20 protein-coding genes are annotated in these 21,818 nt (G+C 65.5%); 15 read left to right on the forward strand and 5 right to left on the reverse strand.

The window, feature by feature from the left end; genetic code table 11:
- Positions 1-81: 81 nt before the first annotated feature.
- Complete coding sequence (mltF, locus tag OZ911_RS05085) at positions 82-1,539, reverse strand: membrane-bound lytic murein transglycosylase MltF (RefSeq protein WP_016485112.1); 1,458 nt, start codon at positions 1,537-1,539, stop codon at positions 82-84.
- A gap of 558 nt (positions 1,540-2,097) precedes the next feature.
- On the opposite strand from mltF, the gene purL reads away from it, so the two are divergent.
- Together purL and OZ911_RS05095 are read left to right on the forward strand one after the other, a co-directional pair.
- A complete protein-coding gene (gene purL, locus OZ911_RS05090; protein WP_023047715.1) occupies positions 2,098-5,997 on the forward strand; it encodes a phosphoribosylformylglycinamidine synthase in 3,900 nt (1,299 codons plus the stop codon).
- 3 nt (positions 5,998-6,000) lie between these two features.
- Positions 6,001-6,312 (forward strand): YqfO family protein, encoded by a 312-nt coding sequence (locus OZ911_RS05095; RefSeq protein WP_016485114.1) that lies wholly within the window; start codon positions 6,001-6,003, stop codon positions 6,310-6,312.
- Between the two features lie 103 nt (positions 6,313-6,415).
- On the opposite strand, the gene tatC is transcribed toward OZ911_RS05095, so the two are convergent.
- The 3 genes from tatC to tatA are packed head-to-tail and all read right to left on the reverse strand — an operon-like array spanning position 6,416 to position 7,697.
- Positions 6,416-7,177: a twin-arginine translocase subunit TatC gene (gene tatC, locus OZ911_RS05100; protein WP_070086994.1), complete on the reverse strand. Its 762-nt coding sequence runs from the start codon at positions 7,175-7,177 to the stop codon at positions 6,416-6,418.
- Positions 7,174-7,464, reverse strand: coding sequence for a Sec-independent protein translocase protein TatB (gene tatB / locus OZ911_RS05105; RefSeq protein WP_070086995.1), 291 nt, complete (start codon positions 7,462-7,464; stop codon positions 7,174-7,176). The genes tatC and tatB overlap by 4 nt, the downstream gene beginning before the upstream one ends.
- Positions 7,464-7,697 carry a twin-arginine translocase TatA/TatE family subunit gene (tatA, locus tag OZ911_RS05110; protein WP_023049536.1) on the reverse strand — a complete coding sequence of 78 codons (234 nt, stop codon included), beginning with the start codon at positions 7,695-7,697 and terminating at the stop codon, positions 7,464-7,466. Before tatA ends, tatB begins: the two co-directional genes overlap by 1 nt.
- Positions 7,698-7,842: 145 nt before the next feature.
- Between tatA and gspK the strand changes: the two genes are divergently transcribed.
- Positions 7,843-8,808 carry a type II secretion system minor pseudopilin GspK gene (gene gspK / locus OZ911_RS05115; protein WP_070086996.1) on the forward strand — a complete coding sequence of 322 codons (966 nt, stop codon included), beginning with the start codon at positions 7,843-7,845 and terminating at the stop codon, positions 8,806-8,808.
- Between the two features lie 146 nt (positions 8,809-8,954).
- Here gspK and OZ911_RS05120 read toward each other — a convergent pair whose 3' ends face one another.
- Entirely contained in the window at positions 8,955-11,030 is a 2,076-nt protein-coding gene (locus OZ911_RS05120) for a PhoX family protein (protein ID WP_023048691.1), read from the reverse strand.
- 223 nt (positions 11,031-11,253) lie between these two features.
- Between OZ911_RS05120 and OZ911_RS05125 the strand changes: the two genes are divergently transcribed.
- The 12 genes from OZ911_RS05125 (at position 11,254) to OZ911_RS05180 (ending at position 21,762) form a co-directional block, all read left to right on the forward strand.
- Positions 11,254-12,894, forward strand: coding sequence for a bifunctional UDP-sugar hydrolase/5'-nucleotidase (locus OZ911_RS05125; RefSeq protein ID WP_096425649.1), 1,641 nt, complete (start codon positions 11,254-11,256; stop codon positions 12,892-12,894).
- Positions 12,891-13,316, forward strand: a complete 426-nt coding sequence (locus tag OZ911_RS05130) for a pilus assembly protein PilZ (RefSeq protein ID WP_070086882.1) — start codon at positions 12,891-12,893, stop codon at positions 13,314-13,316. The genes OZ911_RS05125 and OZ911_RS05130 overlap by 4 nt, the downstream gene beginning before the upstream one ends.
- 3 nt (positions 13,317-13,319) lie before the next feature.
- Positions 13,320-15,086, forward strand: coding sequence for a type II secretion system secretin GspD (gene gspD, locus OZ911_RS05135; RefSeq protein WP_175444041.1), 1,767 nt, complete (start codon positions 13,320-13,322; stop codon positions 15,084-15,086).
- Positions 15,086-16,534 (forward strand): GspE/PulE family protein, encoded by a 1,449-nt coding sequence (locus tag OZ911_RS05140; protein WP_023049353.1) that lies wholly within the window; start codon positions 15,086-15,088, stop codon positions 16,532-16,534. The genes gspD and OZ911_RS05140 overlap by 1 nt, the downstream gene beginning before the upstream one ends.
- 3 nt (positions 16,535-16,537) lie before the next feature.
- Positions 16,538-17,740, forward strand: coding sequence for a type II secretion system inner membrane protein GspF (gene gspF / locus OZ911_RS05145; protein ID WP_016485124.1), 1,203 nt, complete (start codon positions 16,538-16,540; stop codon positions 17,738-17,740).
- Positions 17,741-17,757: 17 nt separating this feature from the next.
- The gene (gene gspG / locus OZ911_RS05150; RefSeq protein WP_016485125.1) at positions 17,758-18,192 is read left to right on the forward strand and encodes a type II secretion system major pseudopilin GspG; all 435 of its coding nucleotides are present in this window, start codon (positions 17,758-17,760) and stop codon (positions 18,190-18,192) included.
- 2 nt (positions 18,193-18,194) lie between these two features.
- On the forward strand, positions 18,195-18,632 hold the full coding sequence (gspH, locus tag OZ911_RS05155) for a type II secretion system minor pseudopilin GspH (protein WP_060517568.1): 438 nt from the start codon (positions 18,195-18,197) through the stop codon (positions 18,630-18,632).
- Positions 18,629-18,997, forward strand: coding sequence for a type II secretion system protein GspI (locus OZ911_RS05160; protein WP_016485127.1), 369 nt, complete (start codon positions 18,629-18,631; stop codon positions 18,995-18,997). The genes gspH and OZ911_RS05160 overlap by 4 nt, the downstream gene beginning before the upstream one ends.
- A 62-nt stretch (positions 18,998-19,059) precedes the next feature.
- Complete coding sequence (locus OZ911_RS05165) at positions 19,060-19,650, forward strand: type II secretion system protein (RefSeq protein WP_268968581.1); 591 nt, start codon at positions 19,060-19,062, stop codon at positions 19,648-19,650.
- Positions 19,647-20,723, forward strand: coding sequence for a type II secretion system protein GspL (gene gspL, locus OZ911_RS05170; RefSeq protein WP_024717655.1), 1,077 nt, complete (start codon positions 19,647-19,649; stop codon positions 20,721-20,723). The genes OZ911_RS05165 and gspL overlap by 4 nt, the downstream gene beginning before the upstream one ends.
- On the forward strand, positions 20,720-21,106 hold the full coding sequence (gspM, locus tag OZ911_RS05175) for a type II secretion system protein GspM (protein ID WP_024717656.1): 387 nt from the start codon (positions 20,720-20,722) through the stop codon (positions 21,104-21,106). Before gspL ends, gspM begins: the two co-directional genes overlap by 4 nt.
- Positions 21,103-21,762: a general secretion pathway protein GspN gene (locus tag OZ911_RS05180; protein WP_031311783.1), complete on the forward strand. Its 660-nt coding sequence runs from the start codon at positions 21,103-21,105 to the stop codon at positions 21,760-21,762. The genes gspM and OZ911_RS05180 overlap by 4 nt, the downstream gene beginning before the upstream one ends.
- Positions 21,763-21,818 lie beyond the last annotated feature (56 nt).

Raw genomic sequence — 21,818 nt, forward strand, 5'->3', positions numbered from 1 at the left:
AGATTCTTTGTGGCTATACCGGCCTCTTCGCAGCGCAAGGCTGCTCCTGCAGGAAATCTATTGGCCTGAGGGCGATGGTGCCTACATCGGCGGCGACTGTTCTGCCGGCTTGGTCTTGTTGACCCCGGGCACATGCAGGTTGCCTTCGGCCACCTGGCCTTCCAGTTGCGGCTGGGTCACCCAGGTAAGGATGTCGTAGTAGCGGCGGATGTTGGCCACGAAGTGCACCGGCTCGCCGCCACGGGCATAACCGTATTTGGTCTGCCGATACCACTGCTTCTGCGACAGGCGCGGCAGCATCTTCTTCACGTCCAGCCACTTGTTCGGGTTGAGCTTCTCGCGCTTGGCCAGGGTACGGGCGTCTTCCAGGTGGCCACTGCCGACGTTATAGGCAGCCAGGGCGAACCAGGTGCGGTCCGGCTCCTGGATACTGTCGTCCAGCTCGGCCTTGATCTTCATGAAATACTTGGCACCACCCTGGATGCTCTGTTTCGGGTCCAGCCGGTTGGACACACCCATGGCCTGGGCGGTGCGCTGGGTCAGCATCATCAGGCCGCGAACACCGGTCTTGGAGGTGACCTCCGGCTGCCACATCGATTCCTGATAGCCGATGGCGGCCAGCAGACGCCAGTCCACCTGCTCGACCTTGGCGTAGCTCTTGAAGTGCTTTTCGTACTTGGGCAGGCGCTGTTGCAGGTGCTGGGCGAAGGTGTAGGCACCCACATAACCTAATACGTCGACATGGCCGTAATAACGGTCTTTCAGGCGTTGCAGGGTGCCGTTCTTCTGTGCCTTGTCGAGAAATTCGTTGATCTCGTTGAGCAGGCTGTTGTCTTCGCCCGCTGCCACTGCCCAGCGCTGGTCGCGGGTGTCGCCCACGTCGAAGGCCACGCGCACGTTGGGGAAGTACACCTGGTTCATCGCCAGCTCGTTGGAGTCGACCAGGGTCAGGTCGATCTGCCCTTCGTCGACCATGCGCAGCAGGTCGACTACCTCCACTGCATCCGACTCTTCATATTCAAGGCCGGGGTTCTGCTTTTTCAGCTCGGCCAGCAGGTCGGCATGGCTGCTGCCTTTGAGCACCATGATCTTCTTGCCGACCAGGCCCTTGGCGTTGGTTGGGCGGGGCCGGCCGTTGCGGTAGATGACCTGTGGGGTCACTTCCAGATAAGGGTGCGAGAATTTCGCCTGGGCGGTGCGCCGTTCGCTGCTGACCAGGCCGGCGGCTGCCAGCACCGGGCCGGAGGGTTTGCCGAGGTCGTCGAACAGCTCATCGAGGTTGTCGGCAGTCTCGATCTCCAGTTTCACACCGAGATCGTCGGCGAAATGCTTGACCAGCTCGTATTCGAAACCGGTTTCGCCGTTGCGATCCTGGAAGTAGGTGGCCGGGCTGTTGCGGGTGATCACGCGCAGCACGCCATCCTCCTTCACGCGCTCGAGGGTGCTGGGTTTTTCAACGCAGGCACCGAGCAGCAGAAAGAGTCCGGTTGCGAGAAGCCATTTGGCGCAACGCTGGCGCAAAGCAGTGTGGGCGAACATAGGTTGCAGTATACGCAAAGGACCGGTTCAGCCATATCTCGACAACGGTTAGCTTGTCTGGTAGCGGTTTATGTGTTGTGGGGCGTGGCGGAGGATTGCGGTTGGAGCCACCAGGTGCTGGCCTTGGGAGGTGTTGCGCCTGTGAGATCGAGCGCCGCCCGCGCGGCGCTTCGCGGGGCAAGCCCGCTCCCACATTTGTTTCGGGCCAGTTTCTCCTGCCTCCATTGGCGCGCGCACCCTGGGTGCATGGCTGGAAAGGGATGAAAAGCATCAGCGCAACACGCGATATCGAATGGAGCAAACAACGGCCCGCGCGCCAATGGTTCAGGAATGATTGGCCCGAAACAAATGTGGGAGCGGGCTTGCCCCGCGAAGCGCCGCGCGGGCGGCGCTCGATCTTCCACGCGACAAACCTCTCAAGGCGAGCACTTCAAATTCTGACCCGAAAGTCCGGTTACGCCGCCCGGCAGCCGTGGCTTAGAGCGGGTGCCGAAAACCATCGAAGTAGGCTAGAATGCACGGCCTCTAAGCACACCCCTTCCTGAGGCTGTCCCGACGATGTTGATCCTGCGCGGCGCTCCTGCCCTTTCTGCCTTTCGCCACGGTAAATTACTCGAGCAACTGAGCCAGAAAGTCCCCGCTGTTACTGGTTTGTATGCCGAATTTGCCCACTTCGCCGATGTCGATGGCGAGCTGACCGCCGACCAGCAGCAGGTGCTGGGCCGTCTGCTCAAGTACGGCCCGAGCGTGCCGGTACAGGAGCCGACTGGCCGCCTGTTCCTGGTCGTGCCGCGCCTGGGCACCATTTCGCCGTGGGCCAGCAAGGCCAGCGACATCGCCCACAACTGCGGCCTGCAGTCGATCCAGCGCCTGGAGCGCGGCATCGCCTACTACGTTGCCGGCACCCTGAGCGACGCTGATGCCGCGTTGATTGCTGCCGAACTGCACGACCGCATGACCCAGCGCGTGCTCGGCCAGCTGGAGCAGGCGTCCGACCTGTTCAGCCACGCCCAGCCCAAGCCGATGACCTCGGTGGACATCCTGGCCGGTGGCCGTGACGCCCTGGCCCAGGCCAACATCGACCTGGGCCTGGCCCTTGCCGAAGACGAGATCGACTACCTGGTCGCTGCCTTCCAGGGGCTCAAGCGCAACCCGAACGACATCGAACTGATGATGTTCGCCCAGGCCAACTCCGAGCACTGCCGCCACAAGATCTTCAACGCCAGTTGGGACATCGACGGCCAGGCTCAGGAAAAAAGCCTGTTCGGCATGATCAAGAACACCTACCAGATGCACAGCGAAGGCGTGCTGTCTGCGTACAAGGACAACGCCTCGGTCATCGTCGGTAACGTAGCCGGCCGCTTCTTCCCGAACCCTGAAACCCGCCAGTACGGCGCGGTGCAGGAGCCGGTGCACATCCTGATGAAGGTGGAAACCCACAACCACCCGACTGCCATCGCCCCGTTCTCCGGCGCCTCCACCGGCTCCGGTGGCGAAATCCGCGATGAAGGTGCTACCGGCCGCGGCGCCAAGCCCAAGGCGGGCCTGACCGGCTTCACCGTGTCCAACCTGCGCATTCCGGGCTTCGAACAGCCTTGGGAGCAGGCCTACGGCAAGCCTGAGCGTATCGTCGACGCCCTCGACATCATGATCGAAGGCCCGCTGGGTGGCGCCGCGTTCAACAACGAATTCGGTCGCCCGGCCCTGACCGGTTACTTCCGTACCTTCGAGCAGGCCATCAATACCCCGCACGGTGAAGAAGTGCGCGGCTACCACAAGCCGATCATGCTGGCCGGTGGTATGGGCAACATCCGTGAAGACCACGTGCAGAAGGGCGAGATCACCGTCGGCGCCAAGCTGATCGTGCTCGGCGGCCCGGCCATGCTGATCGGCCTGGGTGGCGGCGCCGCTTCGTCGGTGGCTACCGGTGCCAGCTCGGCTGACCTGGACTTTGCCTCGGTACAGCGCGAAAACCCGGAAATGGAGCGCCGTTGCCAAGAGGTCATCGACCGCTGCTGGCAGCTGGGTGACAACAACCCGATCGCCTTCATCCACGACGTGGGCGCGGGCGGTATCTCCAACGCTTTCCCCGAGCTGGTCAACGACGGTGGCCGTGGTGGCCGCTTCGAGCTGCGTAACGTGCCCAATGACGAGCCGGGCATGGCCCCGCACGAAATCTGGAGCAACGAATCGCAAGAGCGTTACGTGCTGGCCGTCAGCGCGGTCGACTTCGAGCGTTTCCAGGCCATCTGCGAGCGTGAGCGTTGCCCGTTTGCCGTGGTCGGTGAAGCAACCGAAGAGCCGCACCTGACCGTAAGCGACAGCCACTTCGGCAACACGCCTGTGGACATGCCGCTGGACGTGCTGCTGGGCAAGCCGCCGCGCATGCACCGCTCGGTTACCCGCGAGGCCGAGCTGGGCGATGACTTCGACCCGAGCGAGCTGGACCTGGACAACGCCGTGCAGCGCGTGTTGAACCACCCGGCCGTGGCCAGCAAGAGCTTCCTGATCACCATTGGCGACCGTACCATCACCGGCCTGGTTGCCCGCGACCAGATGGTCGGCCCGTGGCAAGTACCGGTCGCTGACTGCGCCGTCACCGCCACCAGCTTCGACGTCTACACCGGTGAAGCCATGGCCATGGGCGAGCGCACCCCGCTGGCGCTGCTGGATGCCCCGGCGTCCGGGCGCATGGCCATCGGTGAAGCCCTGACCAACCTGGCGGCTTCGCGCATCGAGAAACTGTCCGACATCAAACTGTCGGCCAACTGGATGTCCGCCGCCGGTCACCCGGGTGAAGATGCCCGCCTGTACGACACCGTCAAGGCTGTCGGCATGGAGCTGTGCCCAGAGCTGGGCATTACCATTCCGGTCGGCAAAGACTCGATGTCGATGAAGACCAAGTGGAGCGATGAGGGTGGCGAGAAGAGCGTCACCTCGCCAATGTCGCTGATCATCACCGGCTTCGCCCCGGTCACCGACATTCGCAAGACCCTGACCCCTGAACTGCGCATGGACAAGGGCGAGACCGACCTGATCCTGATCGACCTGGGCCGTGGCAAGAACCGCATGGGCGCCTCGATCCTGGCGCAGACCTACGGCAAGATTGCTGCCCAGGCACCGGACGTGGACGACGCCGAAGACCTCAAGGCCTTCTTTGCCGTGATCCAGGGGCTGAACGCCGACGGCCACCTGCTGGCCTACCACGACCGCTCCGACGGCGGCCTGATCACCACCGTGCTGGAAATGGCCTTCGCCGGCCACTGCGGCCTGGACCTGCAACTCGACCCACTGACTGACAACCGTAAAGACGTACCGGCCATCCTCTTCAACGAAGAGCTGGGTGCGGTTATCCAGGTTCGCCAGGATGCCACCCCGGACGTGCTGGCGCAGTTCAGCGCGGCTGGCCTGGGCGAGGAGTGCGTCGCGGTGATCGGCAAGCCGGTCAACAACGCCGAAGTGTCCATCAGCCTGAACGGCGAAGTGCTGTTCGACGACGACCGTCGCATGCTGCAGCGTCAGTGGGCCGAGACCAGCTACCAGATCCAGCGCCTGCGCGACAACGCTGACTGCGCCGACCAGGAATTCGACCTGCTGCTCGAGGAAGACAACCCAGGCCTGTCGGTCAAGCTGGGCTTCGACGTCAACGACGACATCGCTGCGCCGTACATCAAGAAGGGCGTGCGCCCGCAAGTGGCCATCCTGCGTGAGCAGGGCGTCAACGGCCAGGTCGAGATGGCCGCTGCCTTCGACCGTGCCGGTTTTGCCGCCATCGACGTGCACATGAGCGACATCCTGGCGGGCCGTGTCGACTTCGAGGCCTTCAAGGGCCTGGTCGCCTGCGGTGGCTTCTCTTACGGTGACGTGCTGGGTGCCGGTGAAGGCTGGGCCAAGTCGGCGCTGTTCAACGCCCGTGCCCGTGATGCGTTCCAGGCCTTCTTCGAGCGTACCGACAGCTTCGCCCTGGGCGTGTGCAACGGTTGCCAGATGATGTCCAACCTGCACGAGCTGATCCCGGGCACCGAGTACTGGCCGCACTTCGTGCGTAACCGCTCGGAGCAGTTCGAGGCTCGCGTTGCCATGGTCGAGGTGCAGAAGTCCAACTCGATCTTCCTGCAGGGCATGGCCGGTTCGCGCATGCCGATCGCCATTGCTCACGGTGAAGGCCATGCCGAGTTCGCCAATGAAGCGGCACTGCTGGAAGCCGACCTGTCCGGTTGTGTGGCCCTGCGCTACGTCGACAACCACGGCAAGGTCACCGAAGCCTACCCGGCCAACCCGAACGGCTCGCCGCGTGGTATCACCGGCCTGACCAGCCGCGACGGCCGCGTGACCATCATGATGCCGCACCCGGAGCGCGTGTTCCGCGCCGTGCAGAACTCCTGGCGCCCGGATGAGTGGCAGGAAGATGCCGCGCTGATGCGTATGTTCCGCAACGCGCGGGTGTGGGTGAACTAAGGCGTGTACAAGCTCGCCTTCTTTGTCCCCGCCAGCCATGTCGAGGTGGTCAAGGCCGCTGTGTTCGCTGCTGGTGGCGGGCGCATCGGCGACTATGACCACTGCGCCTGGCAAACCTTGGGCCAGGGCCAGTTCCGCCCGTTGGACGGCAGCCAGCCGTTCCTCGGGCAAGCCGGTCAGGTCGAGGTGGTGGAGGAGTGGAAGGTAGAGCTGGTGGTGGCTGACGAGCTGATTGCCCAGGCTGTCGCAGCGCTGAAGCAAAGCCACCCGTACGAGACGCCAGCCTATGAGGTCTGGCGGCTCGCCGAGTTCTAGACCGCATCACGGCTGTTCGCGGGCACGCCCGCTCCCACAGGGATCGCACAACCCTCGAGTATTGTGCGATCCCTGTGGGAGCGGGCGTGCCCGCGAACAGGCCCTACAGTTCAGCCACAATCTCCTTGCCTGGCTCAGGCCGTTTCAACCCGGCACAAGCCAGCAACCCCACCTCGAACAGCACCCACATCGGCACCGCCAACATCGTCTGCGAAAACACATCCGGTGGCGTCAAAATCATCCCCACCACAAAGCACCCGACGATCACGTAGGGCCTGCTGCGCCGCAATGTGGCCACATCCGCCAACCCCACCCAGACAACGATGAACGTTGCCACCGGTATCTCGAACGCCAGCCCGAATGCCAGGAACAGCGCCAGGATAAAGTCCAGGTACTGGCTGATATCGGTCATCATCGCCACACCGTCCGGCGTCACGCTGGCAAAGAAACCGAACATCATCGGGAATACCAGGAAGAACGCGAACGCCATGCCGGCATAGAACAGCACGATGCTCGACACCAGCAGTGGCAGGGCAATGCGCCGCTCACGGCGGTACAGCCCCGGTGCCAGAAAGCCCCATGCCTGGTGCAGTAGCAGCGGCATGGCGATGAACAGTGCGCACATTGCGGTCAGCTTGAACGGCGTCAGAAACGGCGAGGTGACGCTGGTGGCGATCATGCTGGCGCCTTCCGGCAAAAAGCGCCGCAGCGGTTCGGAGATGAGCGTGTACAACGTCTGGGCGAAGGGGAACAGGCCGGCGAATACCAGGGCCACCAGTGCCAGGCAACGCACCAGGCGTTTGCGCAGGTCCCGCAGGTGTTCGGTCAGCGGCATGCTGGCTGTCGGGTCCATGGCAATACTCATGAGGCGTTTTCCTTGGGGGCGGCGACCGTGGTGGCATCATTGGCCGGCACCGTGTTCAGGCTGATGCCCTGGCGTATTTCCTGTTCCAGGCGCTGCAGCGGTGCGCTGTCGAGGTTGGGCAACTCGATTTCGCGTTCTACCTGCGTGCGCAAGGCGTACATGGCCCGGCGTGCCTGGCCCAGGCCGCGCCCGAGGGTGCGCGCTGCAACCGGCAGGCGCTCCGGGCCCAGCACCAGCAGCGCGACGACGCCCACCAGCAGCAGCTCGCTGAAGCCTACCTCGAACATCAGGCCTGACGGTCCGCTTGAGGCTGCTGCGCGGCTTGGCCGGTCAGCGGGGCCTGTTGCTGAACCTGCGCCTGGCCAGTTGCGCTGGCGTCAGTGTCGCCGCCCATGGACTTGCGAAAACCCTGGATCGCCTCGCCCACATCGCTGCCCAGGCCCTTGAGGCGCTTGGTACCAAACAGCAGGAATACGATCAGCAGTACGATCACCAGTTGCCAGATTCCAATGCCACCCATTGCCACCACTCCTGTAAGGTCATGAAAAGGAAGGGCAATCCTGCCTCGTGCAGATGACGCGCAGATGACGGACTGGCATTGCCATCTACCTGCAACACACCGCGTGTTGACTGGCGTCTTTATTCTGCGAGCGAGGCACGCACGAATGGGTGGCAGGCAACAGCAGGGTGCGGCCCTGCTGATGGTGATGGTGGTGCTGGCAATGCTGGCGGCGGGCATGGCCTGGTTGGTGGAAGATGGCCGGCGCCAGGTGGATGAAGTGCGCCTGCTGCACCAGCGCATACAGGTGCGGGCTATGGAGCAGGCCGGCCTGGCCTATGCCGAGCAGGCTCTGCGCGACCCCGCCTGGCGGCTTAGCCCGCTGTTCTGGCAGGCCTTGCGGGGGCAGCCGCTGAATTACGACTTTGGCGCCGGGCAGGCGCAGCTGCGGGTGCGCGACCAGCACACCTGCTTCAACGTCAATGCGCTGCTGGGTGCCGATGGCGAGCGCGCCGAGCGCCAATTGCGTCACCTGCTGGGCGACGACATGGCCGCCGAACGCCTGGTCGATGCGCTGGCCGACTGGCTCGACGCCGACAGCGACACCCGCCTGCAGGGCGCCGAAAGTGCCCAGTACCTGCGCCAGCAACCGCCGCGCCTGGCGGCCAACCAGCCGATGCTCGACACCAGCGAACTGAACCTGTTGCTGGAGCCGGACGCCAGCCGCCAAGCGCGTTATCCGATGCTGTGCGCCTTGCCCGAGATCACCGGCTGGCGTCTGAACGCCAATGCGCTCGGGCTGGAGCACCTCCCGTTGCTGGAAGCGCTGTACGAAGGGCGCTATTCGCGGTCGCTGCTCAGCCGCATCATCAGCGGGCGGCCGGCGTCGGGGTATGTGGATGCGGCCGCGTTGCGCCAGGCGCTAGGGGCGGTGGATGACGAAACGTTTGAACGGCTGAGTGAGGGTTTGCTGCTCAACAGCGGGTACTTCCTGCTGCAGCTGTCGTTCGAGGAAGAGGGGCGGGTGATACGCAGCGAGTTTCAGGTGGAGGCGCTGGGAGTGGTGCAATGGCATGCCCGGGTGCCGGCGCAGCAGGTGCGGGTGCGTAGCCGGGAGCCGATGGCCTGGTAGGGCTCGATATTGCCGGGGCTGCTTTGCAGTCCTTTCGCCGGCAAGCCAGCTCCCCCAGGAAACCAAGGCATTCATGGCCTGTGATATCCCTGTGGGAGCTGGCTTGCCGACGAAAGGGCCGCAAAGCGGGCCCGTAAACAGCTCGATCAGGCAGTCCCGATCTCCCCGCCATCAATCCGCTGAATCACCACCGTCGAAGCCCGCGGCCTTACCTTGGTTCCGGCCGGCGCAGCATCGATCGCCTTGTCGGTATACGGCCAGTTCCCCGGGTGCTGAATGTTCACGAACAAGGTCTTGTTGTCCGGGGTAAAGGCAATCCCGGTCACTTCGCAGTCATTCGGCCCAACGAAGAAGCGGCGCAGGTCCACCTGGTTCTGTGCGTTCACCGGCACCTGCTTGCCGGTGGCGTCCACCAGGTCGGTAGGGATCACCGCCAGCAGTTGGTCGTTGGTGTAATCGGTGAGGGTGCTCTCGCCGTTGTCGGTCTCGAACCACAACACGCCACGGCTATCGAAACTCATGCCGTCGGGGCTGGCGAACTGGTTCAGTTCGGTCAGGCCGGAGCGGTTGATGTCGGCGGTACCGGCCGCGTTGGCGCCGAACACGAAGATGTCCCAGGTAAAGCTCAACTGGTCGTCGCTGTCATGCCAGCGAATGATATGGCCGTGGCGGTTCGGGCCGCGCGGGTTGGCCGCATCGACCTTCTCCGGGGTGCGCGCGCTGTTGTTGGTCAGGGTCAGGTACACATCGCCGTTCAGCGGGTTGACCGTGGTCCATTCCGGGCGGTCCATCGGTGTTGCACCCACGGCATCGCCGGCACCCCGGGTGTTGAGGATGATGCCCGGCAGGTCACCATACAGCGCACCCAAGGTGCTACCGCCCGTGGTGGCAGTGGCCACATCCAGCAGCAGCCATACACCGGTGCCATCGGCATTGAAGCGGGCCACGTAGAGTTTGCCCTGGTCCAGGTACTTGGCGCCGGTGGCCAGGCGGTCCGCCGGAGTGGCGTCGGCGGCATCCCACACGGCGGTGGACACCCACTTGTACAGGTACTCATTGTTCGAGTCGTCACCCATGTACCACACCAGCGGCTTGCCGGCGACAGGCAGGCCTGGTGCGCAGCCCTCGTGGCGGAAACGGCCCAGGGCGGTGCGCTTGGTGGCCAGGGTGCTGCTGTTGTACGGGTCGATCTCGACGATATAGCCGTAGGTGCTGGCTTCGTTGCGGTAATCGTCGGTAGCGCTGGCGCCCTTGACGGTCACATCGAAACGGGCGAATTCGTCAGCCACTTCAGTGCTGTCACCGGCAGCGCTTTCCCACTTGTACTGGCCGCTGGAGGTGCCTACGCCAATGCGGCGCTGGTCTTCGGGGCGGGTGCCCTTGTTGACGAAGATGCCCGGCCAGTTCTCTTCACAGGTCAGGTAGGTGCCCCACGGGGTATAGCCGTTGCCGCAGTTGTTGTTGGTACCGCGGCAGTGGGTACCGGCGGTGGAGTATTTGGTCTTGACGTGGTCGGTGCCGCGCAGCGGGCCGGTGATTTCCATGCGCGAAGCCGTGGTGAAGCGGCGGTTCAACGGGTCGTTGTCGACCACTTGCCAGCGGCCGCTGACTTTCTGCAGGCGTACCACGCCAGCGCCATGGGCATTGATTTCCTTGCGCACCTCCTCGACCGGGCGCTTGCCGTTGACATCGGTGGTCGGGCCGGCCGGGTGCAGGGCGGCGGTGTCGATGTACTCGAAGTTGATCGCCAGCAGGCCGTCCTCCGAGCTGCCGTTGATAGGGAAGAAGTGCATGCCGTCATGGTGCATGCCCATGGCGTTGGCCTGGTCGGTCGAGGTGTTGCTGCCGTCGGGCTTCCATGGGTTGGCGTTGCTGTTCAGTGGCGTGCCCCAGGGCGCCAGCACGTAGGCGCTGTAGCCGGCGGCAACCACGCAGGCGTCGGTACGCGAGCCGGGGATGGACTGGAAGCCCAGTGCCAGTTTCGGCACCTCTGGCTCGGTGACAGGCGGCTCGGTCACCGGTGGTTCGGTGACCGGATCATCGTGATCGGAACCACCACCGTCGAAGCAGCCTGTCAGGCCGGTACCGGCGATCATGGCGATGGCGGCGCCCAGGCTGCCGCGCATCACGCTGCGGCGGCTCAGGTAGGCGTCCATGACATTGGCCATCGGCATGTTGCCGCTGTGGTTCCGGTCCAGGTTGTCGCCGGTATCTCGACTCATCAGGGTGTCCTTGTAGTGGCTGAGTTAGAGGAACCCGCGACTTTAGGGGGGAAATATGATGATTGATTGGCAGAAATGTTAAGGGGCTTTTAAAACGGCGCGCTCTTAGAAATTACACTGACAGATCAATTTGGAATTGCTGTCGGATTTCTGCCATCAAACTGTAATGCCAACGCCGCAACATCCGGGGCCCTGAATGGTGCGAAAAAGGATGGCGGGTGCGATGGCGAGCAGTGTGCACAGGCGCGAAGTGATCGGCTGGATGGGTGTCGGGGCATTGGCACCGCTGCTCGGCGCCTGTTCCGCCTTCCCTGGGCAGCAGGGCGGCAACGCCCGGCTCGACCTGCTGTACGTGGCCGATACCCTCGATGCCCGCCAACCCGGCCAGGCCGTGGTGCCAGCCACCCGCCTGGGGCCGGTCAGCCACCTGGGCCGCGCGCCGTGGATGACCGGTAGCAGCGCCAGCCTGGCCTACCCGCAGCTGGCGCCGCTGCTCGATGCCAGCCAGGCAACATCAGCCCAGCTCGGCGGCTATGCGGTGCTGGCGGCCCTGCTGGAGCAACTGCGCGGCGAGGCCGGCGCAGGCAACAGCCTGACCCTGGAGAATGGCCAGGGCTGGAACGGCAGTGGGCTGGCCTACCTGACCCAGGGCGAGAGCGGGGTGCAGGGCAGCCAACTGCTGGGTATCGAAGCGCGGGTCAGCAGTGACGAGCGTGTGCTGTGGCCGCAACGCAGCACAGGGCTGTATCGCCAGGCGGGTGCAGTTAGCCTCGGCGCCGGCCTGGCGGACGGGCAACGCCAGGCCCTGGGCCTGGAAGCCTTGCACGTCTTCGAGCGCGGCGGCGCCCGGGTTGCCGTGGTCGGCGTGACCGACCCCTACGCCCAAGACCAGAAAGCCTCTCTCAAACAGTGGTACCAGTCACTTCAGCCGGTCTTCGAGCAGGCCCGGCGCGAGGCCGACCTGGTGGTGGCCATGGCCGATGTCGGCACCGGCCCCGGCCTTTGGCTGGCCGAGCGTGTGCCCCACATCGATGTGCTGTTGTGCGCCCGTGGCCAGGACCTGTGGCCGGCGCCCGTCGAGGTAACCCAAGCCAGTGGTCGCCGGGTACCGGTGCTGTTCGCCGGTTGCCGGGGCAGCGGTGCGTTCCGCCTGCGCTGCCAGCGTGTGGCCGGGCAGTGGCACTTCGACGGGCGTTTTTTCCCGGCCTTTGAACAACAACTGGCGCCTGCCGCGCAGCTGCGCGTCGCGCCATTGCAGGCAGAGCTGCGCCAGCAACGTGCCGGCCATGCGGCGTGGCTCGACCAACCGCTGGCCCGTGCGCCTCAGGCCTTGTGGCGCCGCGATACCCGTGGCGGTAGCTGGGACCGCCTGCTGCATCAAGCCTTGGCCGATGACAGCAGCATGCCCGTGCTGTTGCCGGGCCTGCGTTACGACTACCCGCTGCCCGCAGGTGCATCGATCACACGCGAACACCTGATCAGCCTCACCGGTGGCTACCCGGCGCCGGTGGTCGAAGCGCCGGCCCGGCAAGTGGAGCAAGTGCTGGAGAACGCGGCAGAGCAGTTGTTCGGTGACCCGCTGTTGCTGGACAACAGCCAGGATCTGCCCCGCTGGCAGAGCCAGGCTTGGCGCGTCAGCTACAGCCCGCAAGGCAAGCGCGTCACTGGGCTGGAGCCAGTGCAGGGCCTGTGCCGCACCTTCGGCCTGCAGTTTGAAAGCCAGGCTGGCGAACCCCTGTGGCAACGGGTCGAAGCCTGGCTCGCCCGGCAGCGTGGCGACTGGCAGCTGGCACCGCTGCAACTGCCCGAAGTGCGTTACGTGCAGGGGCATCCGGGCTGGCACCCACGGCAGTTGGCCTCGTGACGCTGGCCTCGCGCGTTTTCACCGGCGTTGGCCTGACCCTGGCCGGTTGGCTAGCCGCCCAGTGCGTGCTGCAACTGAGCCGCCAGCCGCAACCGGCCATCGCGCCGACGGCCGCCGCCAACCCGCTGCCCGGGCTGATGGTCGGGCACTGGCAAGCGCCCATCGACGATGGCGCCATCGCCATTACCCGCCTGCCATTGCACTACCTCGGCGGCCTCAGGGCGCAGCCGCTGTCTTCCAGCGTAGTGGTGCTGCGCTACGGCCAGCAGGTGCGCACCCTGGCCCGCGGTCAGCGCCTGGCGCCGGGGATCGTGCTGCAGGACATCGACACCGATGGCCTGATTTTCAACAACCAGGGGCGGCGTGAACGCTTGCCCTGGCCGCCACGCCCCGCCGTGACCGGCTTCAAGCGGCAAGGATGAACGATGCCTGTTAGATACTGCGTGGCCGCCGTGTTGAGCCTGGCCCTGGCCACAGGCCTGCCTGAGGCCCGCGCCGAAGAGCCAGTGTTCGATGAAAATGGTACGCCGATGTACGAGGTGAACTTCGTCGACACCGAACTGGGCGAGTTCATCGACAGCGTGTCGCGCATCACCGGCACCACCTTCATCGTCGACCCCCGGGTCAAGGGCAAGGTCACCGTGCGCACCGTTGACCTGCACGACGCCGATGCCATCTACGACATCTTCCTGGCGCAGTTGCGCGCCCAGGGCTACGCCACCGTCGACCTGCCCAACGGCAGCGTGAAGATTGTCCCCGACCAGGCCGCGCGCCTGGAGCCGGTGCCGGTGGAGGCGGTTGGGCAGCAGGGCGAGGGCAGTGACAGCGTGGCAACTCGGGTATTCAATGTGCGCAACGCCGCCAGCGAGCAGGTGCTGGGTATCCTCAAACCGCTGATCGACCCACGGGTGGGGGTGATCACCCCGTACCCGGCGGCGCACCAGCTGGTGGTAACCGACTGGCGCAGCAACCTGGACCGTATCGCCAGCTTGCTGCGCCAGCTTGACCGCCCTCAGGAAGCACCCGGCAGCGGCAGTACTCAAGTCATCTACCTGCGCCACGCCAACGCAGGTGAAGTGGTCAAGGTGCTGCGCGGGCTTGGTCAGGAAGGCATGGCGCCGGCTGAAGGCACGGGCGAAGGCGAGGGAAAGGACAGGCCGGTGATGGCCGCTGCCGGTGCCCCGGGCATCCGTCTGGAGTACGAAGAAGGCGCCAACGCCGTGGTCATGGTCGGCCCCGACAGCGAGCTGGCCGCCTACCGCACCATCGTCGAACAGCTGGACATCCGCCGCGCCCAGGTCGTAGTGGAGGCCATCATCGCCGAGGTGTCCGATAGCAGCGCCCAGGAGTTGGGCGTGCAATGGCTGTTTGCCGACGAAAAATTCGGGGCCGGCATCGTCAATTTCGGCAGCAATGGGGTAAACATCGCCAACATTGCCGGGGCTGCTGCCGGCGGTGACAACCAGGCCCTTGGCGACCTGTTGTCCGCGACTACCGGCGCCACGGCGGGCATCGGCCATTTCGGCGGCGGGTTCAACTTTGCCATGCTGGTCAATGCGCTGAAGGGCAAGAGCGGCTTCAACCTGCTGTCCACGCCTACCCTGTTGACCCTGGACAATGCCGAAGCATCGATCCTGGTCGGCCAGGAAGTGCCGTTCGTTACCGGCTCGGTGACGCAAAACAACGCCAACCCCTACCAGACCATCGAGCGCAAAGAAGTCGGGGTGAAGCTGCGCATCAAGCCGCAGATCAACATCGACAACAGCGTGCGCCTGGACATTGTCCAGGAAGTGTCGTCGATCGCCGAGTCCAGCGCGGCCAGTGACGTGATCACCAACAAGCGCGAGATCAAGACCAAAGTCATGGTGGAAGACAATGGCCTGGTCATTCTCGGCGGCCTGATCAGCGACGAGTTGAGCACCAGCAACCAGCGCGTGCCGCTGCTCGGTGACATCCCTTACCTGGGCCGGCTGTTCCGCTCCGATGCCAGCAAAAACACCAAGCAGAACCTGATGGTGTTCATCCGCCCGCGCATTCTGCGGGACGGGCCGAGCCTGGCCGGGCTCAGCGAAGAAAAATACCGCACCTTGCAGCAGACCACGCCATTGCAACTGCCGGACCTTGCCGAGGGTACGCCGCTGTTGCAGGTATTCCCCTCCAGCCGCGCGCGCCTCGAAGGCGGTGCCTGGTGATGCTGCCCTATCGCCAGGCGCGGCAGAGCGGGGTGGCCATGACCACCACGGAACAGGGCTGGCAGCTGTGGCTGCGGCCCGACGCCGACAGTGCCCAGGTGCAGGAGCTGCTGCGGGTGCATGGCCAGCCGTGCAGGCTCGAATACCTGGAACCTGCCGTGTTCGATGAGCGCCTCGGCCAGCTGTACCAGGCTGGCGATGGCGCCACTGAAGCGTTGATCGAAGGCATTGGCGACCAGGTCGACCTGGACAGCCTGATGAGCGAGATGCCGCAGATCGAAGACCTGCTGGAAAGCGATGACGAAGCCCCGGTAATCCGCCTGATCAATGGTCTGTTCGGCCAGGCCCTGCGCCTGCGTGCCTCGGATATCCATATCGAAACCTTCGAGCAAAGCCTGGTGGTGCGCCTGCGGGTCGATGGCCACCTGCGCGAAGTGTTGCGCCCGCCACGTGCGCTGTCGGCCATGCTGGTGTCGCGGATCAAAGTCATGGCACGCCTGGATATCGCCGAGAAGCGCCAGCCCCAGGACGGCCGTATTACCCTGCGCGCGGCAGGGCGTGAGGTGGATGTGCGGGTTTCGACCCTGCCCGGCATTCATGGCGAGCGCGTGGTCATGCGTGTGCTCGACAAGCAGGCCAGCTTGCTGGCGCTGGGCAACCTGGGTATGCCGCCCTCGGTATTGCAAGGCCTGCGCAGCTGCCTGGCCCGCCCCAATGGCATCGTGCTGTCCACCGGCCCGACCGGTTCAGGCAAGACCACCACCCTGTACGCCAGCCTCAACAGCCTCAACGATGGCAGCCGCAACATCCTCACTGTCGAGGACCCGGTGGAATACGCCATCGCCGGCATCGGCCAGACCGCTATCAACCCGCGTGCGGGGCTGACCTTTGCCAGTGGCCTGCGTGCGATTCTGCGCCAGGACCCGGACGTGATCATGCTCGGCGAAATCCGTGACCAGGAAACCGCGCAGATCGCCGTGCAGGCCAGCCTGACCGGCCACCTGGTGCTGTCCACCCTGCACACCAACAGTGCCGTGGGCGCGGTGACCCGCCTGCGCGACATGGGCATCGAACCGTTCCTGATTGCCTCGTGCCTGCGTGGGGTGCTGGCCCAGCGCCTGGTGCGGCGCCTGTGCAGTTGCGCCGTAGCGCAGCCGCTGCAACATGCCGAGCGTGGCCTGTGGCCGGAACTGGCGGCGCTGGGTAGCAGCTACCACGCGGTGGGCTGCGAGCTGTGCCAGGGCAGCGGCTATGTCGGGCGCGTGGGCCTGTACGAATTCATCGAGCTGGATGCCGGGCTGATCGGCTTGCTGTATGACGGCGCCAGTGAACTGGCCATGCAGGATTACCTGGCCGAACGCCGGCAGAGCCTGGTCGCGATGGCCAGCGACTGCCTGGCCCGTGGCGAGACCAGCCTGGCCGAAGTGCTGCGCGTGGTGCAGGGCTAACCCATGCCGACCTATCGCTACCTGGCCGTGGACCTCACCGGCAAGACCCGCAAGGCCAGCCTGCAGGCTGACAGCGAACGCCATGCGCGCCAGTTGCTGCGCGAGCAGGGCCTGTTTGCCCGCCAGTTGCAGCGCCAGGACATCAGCAACCGGCAACCCCGGCGCCAGCGTCTGAGCCAGCCCCAACTGTGTGAGCTAACCCGTCAATTGGCGACGCTGACCGGTGCCGGCATCCCCTTGGTCGATGCCTTGGCCACCCTTGAACGCCAACTGCGCCAGCCGGCCCTGCACAGTGTGCTGGTGGCCCTGCGCGGCGCTCTCGCCGAAGGCCTGGGCCTGGCCCGCAGCCTGGCCCGCCAGGGGGCGCCGTTCACTGGCTTGTACTGCGCGTTGGTCGAGGCCGGCGAACGCTCCGGACGCCTGGCACAGGTGCTGACCCGGCTGGCCGACCACCTGGAACAGGTGCAACGGCAACAACACAAGGCGCGTACTGCGCTGATCTACCCCACCGTATTGATGGGCGTATCGCTTGCCGTGGTCATCGGCCTGATGACCTTTGTCGTGCCCAAGCTCACCGAACAGTTTGCCCACGCCGGGCAAAGCCTGCCGCTGATTACCGCGTTGCTGATCGGCCTGAGCCAGGGGCTGGTGCACGCCGGGCCCTGGTTGCTGGGGTTGGCGCTATTGACGGGTGGGCTTGGCACCTGGCTGCTGCGCAAGCCGCACTGGTGCCTGCGCCGTGACCAGTTGCTGCTGCGCTTGCCGCGTATCGGCAGCCTGTTGCAGGTGCTGGAAAGCGCACGCCTGGCGCGCAGCCTGGCGATTCTCAGCGGCAGTGGCGTGGCCCTGCTCGAAGCCTTGCAAGTGGCCACCGAAACCGTCGGCAACCGGCGCATACGCCTGGCCATGGAGCAGGTGCGCCAGCAAGTGCAGGGCGGCACCAGCCTGCACCGTGCCCTGGATGCCAGCCAGCAATTCCCGCCGCTGCTGGTGAACATGGTCGGCAGCGGCGAGGCCAGCGGCACCCTGGCCGACATGCTCGAGCGTGTGGCCGACGACCAGGAGCGTGGCTTTGCGCGCCAGGTGGATACCGCCATGGCACTGTTCGAACCCCTGATGATCCTGGTGATGGGCGCCGTGGTGCTGTTCATCGTGCTGGCGGTGCTGCTGCCGATCATGCAACTCAACCAGGGCCTGCAACTGTGAATACAAGGAGCACTGCCATGCAGCATCGACGTAACCGCCAGCGCGGTTTCACCCTCATGGAAATCATGGTGGTGATCTTCATCATCGGCCTGCTGATCGCCGTGGTTGCACCCAGCGTGCTGGGCAACCAGGACAAAGCCATGAAGCAGAAGGTAATGGCCGACCTGGCCACCCTGGAGCAGGCGCTGGACATGTACCGGCTGGACAACCTGCGCTTCCCCAGCAGCGAGCAGGGCCTGGCCGCACTGGTGAAAAAACCTAGCCAGGAACCGCTGCCGCGGGCCTGGCGCAGCGACGGCTATGTGCGACGCCTGCCGCAAGACCCGTGGGGCACCCCGTACCAGTACCGCATGCCCGGTGAACATGGCCGGGTTGATGTGTACTCGCTGGGTGCCGATGGCCAGCCAGGCGGCGAAGGCCAGGATGCCGACCTGGGTAACTGGGCGCTGTAAGGGTGCGCCGTCAGCGGGGCTTCAGCCTGATCGAATTGCTGGTGGTGCTGGCCATCGCCGGGCTGATGACAGGCCTGGCAGTGGTCGGCCTCGGCGGTGGCCAGGCCCGTGTCGATCAGGCCCTGCAACGCCTGGCCAGCGAAACTCGCGCCCAGGCCGCGCTGGCCCGGCATGCCGGGCAACTGCGGGGCCTGCGCTGGAATGGCCGACGCCCGGAGTTCGTGCGGCGTGAGGGGAATGCCTGGGTGGTCGAAGCGGTCGGGCTTGGCGACTGGCCCAAGGGCCTGCACCCGGACTGGCCCGCCAGCCCGCAGCCCCACTTGGTGTTTACCCCGCATGGCTGGGCACAGCCGGGCAGCGTGCGCTGGCGCTGGGCCGATGGCAGCCAGCAATGGGCCTGGAGCCGCGATGGCCGTTTACAGGTCGTGGTTGCACCATGAAGCGACGCCAGCGTGGCTTCACCTTGCTGGAGGTCACTGTGGCCTTGGCGATCGCCGCTGTGCTGGCGGTGATCACCAGCCAGGTCCTGCGTCAGCGCCTGGCCGTGCAGCACAACCTGCAACAACACCGCCTTGGCCTGTTGTGTGCCCGCGAACTGCAAACACGCTTCGCCGTCGAGCAATTCTGGCCTGCCGCCAACCCGGTGAGGGGTGAACTGAGCCAGGGTGGCCAGCCGTGTCATTGGCAACTGCAACTGCGCCGCACTGGTGTGCGCGACCTGCGCCGTGGCGAGCTGCAACTGTTCGCCGACCGCGACCAGCGCGTGCCACTGGGCCAGTACACCGTGTTTCTGGAGCGCCCATGACAAGCTCGCCACCACTGCTCCTACAAAGGTTCTGTGCAGGCATTGAACCCGAGCATCAATACATGAAGCGCCGCCAGGCAGGCCTTACCCTGATCGAACTGATGGTCGCCCTGGCCCTGACCGTCCTGCTCGGCATCATGCTCGCTGCGTTGGTCAATGGCTGGCTGAAAGTGCGCGAGCGCCTGCAGGTGACCACCCAGGAAACCTCGGTGCTGGACTTTTGCCTGGCCCTTGAGCGGCGTTTCGACAGCCCGGTGCTGCGCCGCGTCTACGACCAGCGTCTGCCGCTGGCCAGCCGCTGGCTGGACTGGCAACCGGCAAGCAACCAGTTGCAGTGGGTTGCCATCACCGGCCTGCCGCAAGCCGAAGGCGGCTCGCGCCTGCAACGCCAGCGCTTGCGCTTCGAGCCCCGTGAGCAGCGCCTGCTGCTGGAAAGCTCGGCCGACCTGTACGCCGCCGCCGCACCGCACTGGGTACAGCGTGAGCGGCTCGACCGGGTCGGTGCCATGAATATCCTTTATTACCAGGGCGGCCGTTGGCTGGCCTGGCCTTCTGACCAGCCTGCGCACCCCGGCCGTGGCGTGCGCCTGGAACTGCAGCGTGATGGAGCACCTTATGTCTGCACCTTCGCCCTCCCGTGGGGGCGCTCATGAAATTTGAATGGCGACAGCGCAGATTTGCTCAGCCCTGGTTGCTGCTGCGCCCGGGTGATGTCTGGCACTGGGCGCTGGCGGACGGTGGCACCGTGCAAAGCCAGGGGCAGGGTGAGCCACCGGCGAACCTGCAAGCCCGGGTTGCCCTGATTCTGCCTGCCGAGGCCTGCAGCCTCTTCCACGTGCCCGCCCCACCCGGGCTCAAGCGTGAGGAGTGGCCGTTGTTGCTCGAAGACCGCTTGCTGCAACCGCCGGACGAAGTCAGCTGCGCGTGCCTGGCCCGTGCGCCGGGGCACCTTCGCTTGCTGGTGGTGGCGCGTGAGCAACTGGACGGCTGGCGCGGGCAGTGTGCCGCATGGGGCTGGCAGGTAGAGCGTTGCTGGGCGGAGTTGCAGTTGCTGCCGGGGCCTGAGGCAGGCACCGCCTGGCATTGGCAGCGCACGCCCGGCATGTCCTTGTACAAAGGGCTGGCCGAGGACGGGCAGGAACATTGGCTGGCATGGCCGCAAGCACTGGGTGAGACGCCGCAGCAACCGTGGGCACATCTGCAAAGCGTGCCGCTGAGTGGAAACTGGCCAGGCGCGCTTGCGCCGCTCGACACGATACCCGGCCTGTTCGAGCGTGCACGCAAGGCCCCTTCGTTGCCCGACGTTTCACGCCCGCAGCAACGACTGTTGGCAGCCTGCCTGGTACTGGCGGCAGTCTGGGGCGGGCTGTGGTTGAGCCAGCAATGGCGCCAGGCACAACTTTGGCGCGCTCAGGTCATTGCCGTGACGGGCGAGCAGGCCAGCCCACGCCACGCCGCGCAGGCCCTCAAGCGCCTGCGCGAAAGCGAGCTTCAGCAGCAGGTACGCACCCGCCAGCTTGAAGACTTGCAGGCAGCGTTACAGGCCTGGCTGCAGGATCACCCCGGCTGGCGCCTGCAAGCGGTGCGTTTCGACGGCCAGCGCTGGCACTTGCGGCTAGAGGGCGACGGCGCCGCGCCACCCTGGCAGGACATGGCCAACGCTGCCGGTGCTGCCGTACAGGTACAGGGTGGTGAAGTGGTCTTCGACTTGGGGGTGGCCGCATGAACCGGGCCTGGATGCAGCGCCATCGGCTGAAATTCGCCTGGTTGCTGATTGCCGTGTTGCTGACCTTCCTGGCGGTGCGCGAGGGCTTGGCGCAATGGCGCGAGCTCAGTCAGTGGCGGGGGCTGGCAGAACAAGCCGCCAACCTGCATGGCGGCCCCGGGCTGAACCTGGAACGGCTACGCCAGTCGGCCCAGGCCCGGCAGATCGAACTGGCCGAGGTCGATGTGCAGGGCAACACCTGGCAACTGCAGGGCCAGGTGGCTGATGAGCGGGCCCTGCAAGGCTGGTTGCAAAGCCTGCGCGCAGAAGGCGCACAGCCGCTGCAATGGGGGCTGGAGCTGGATGGCAAGGGGTTAAGGTTCGATGTGCGGGTGCAGCCATGAACCGCAGAGCGATGGTGTGGGTTCTGCTGGTCTGCGTGCTGACGCTGCTGGTTGAGCTGCCGGCCAATTGGCTGGTGCGTGCGTCCGGCCTGCCAATGCGTGAGGTGAGCGGGAGCCTTTGGCAAGGCCAGGCACATCAGTTAGGGCCAGTCGGGCCGCTGCGCTGGGTGGTGCAGCCTTGGCACTTGCAGGCGGATGCGCAGTTTGGCGTCCAGGGGCAGGGCTGGCAGTTGCACATCGCGGGCTGGCCATGGCGCTGGCAGATGGAGGTTACCGCACGGGGCGCCGAGGCGACGGTGTCCACGGATTATCGTCTGGCGGGTCAGTGGCAGGGCGCGTTGAAGGTGCAGGGGGCAGGGCGGCTATGCCGAGCCAGCGAAGGCCGCGTAACGGTAACCGACCTGGGCCTGAGCGAGCCATGGTCACTGGGCTTGGGGCAGGGCTGGCTGGAGATGGACTGCCACAGTGGGTGGCGGCTTCGTGGGCAACTGGCGCAGCAGGGGCAGCATCAACTGGCCGTGGATGCCGACCTGGGGGCGCGCCGGGCAGAGGTGGTATTCGAGCTGCAACCAGAGGCGGCACTGACGCCATTGTTGCGGGGCGCCCAATGGCTCGGGCCCCAGGCGCTGGCGGGGCAGCGAGACCTACGCTGGTAAAACGCAACCTGACGCGGCCCCCGGCAGGGGCGGTTGCTCCTGCCGGGGCCGCTCGA

The sequence above is a fragment of the Pseudomonas fortuita genome, from assembly GCF_026898135.2.
GTDB classification, from domain to species: Bacteria; Pseudomonadota; Gammaproteobacteria; order Pseudomonadales; family Pseudomonadaceae; genus Aquipseudomonas; species Aquipseudomonas fortuita.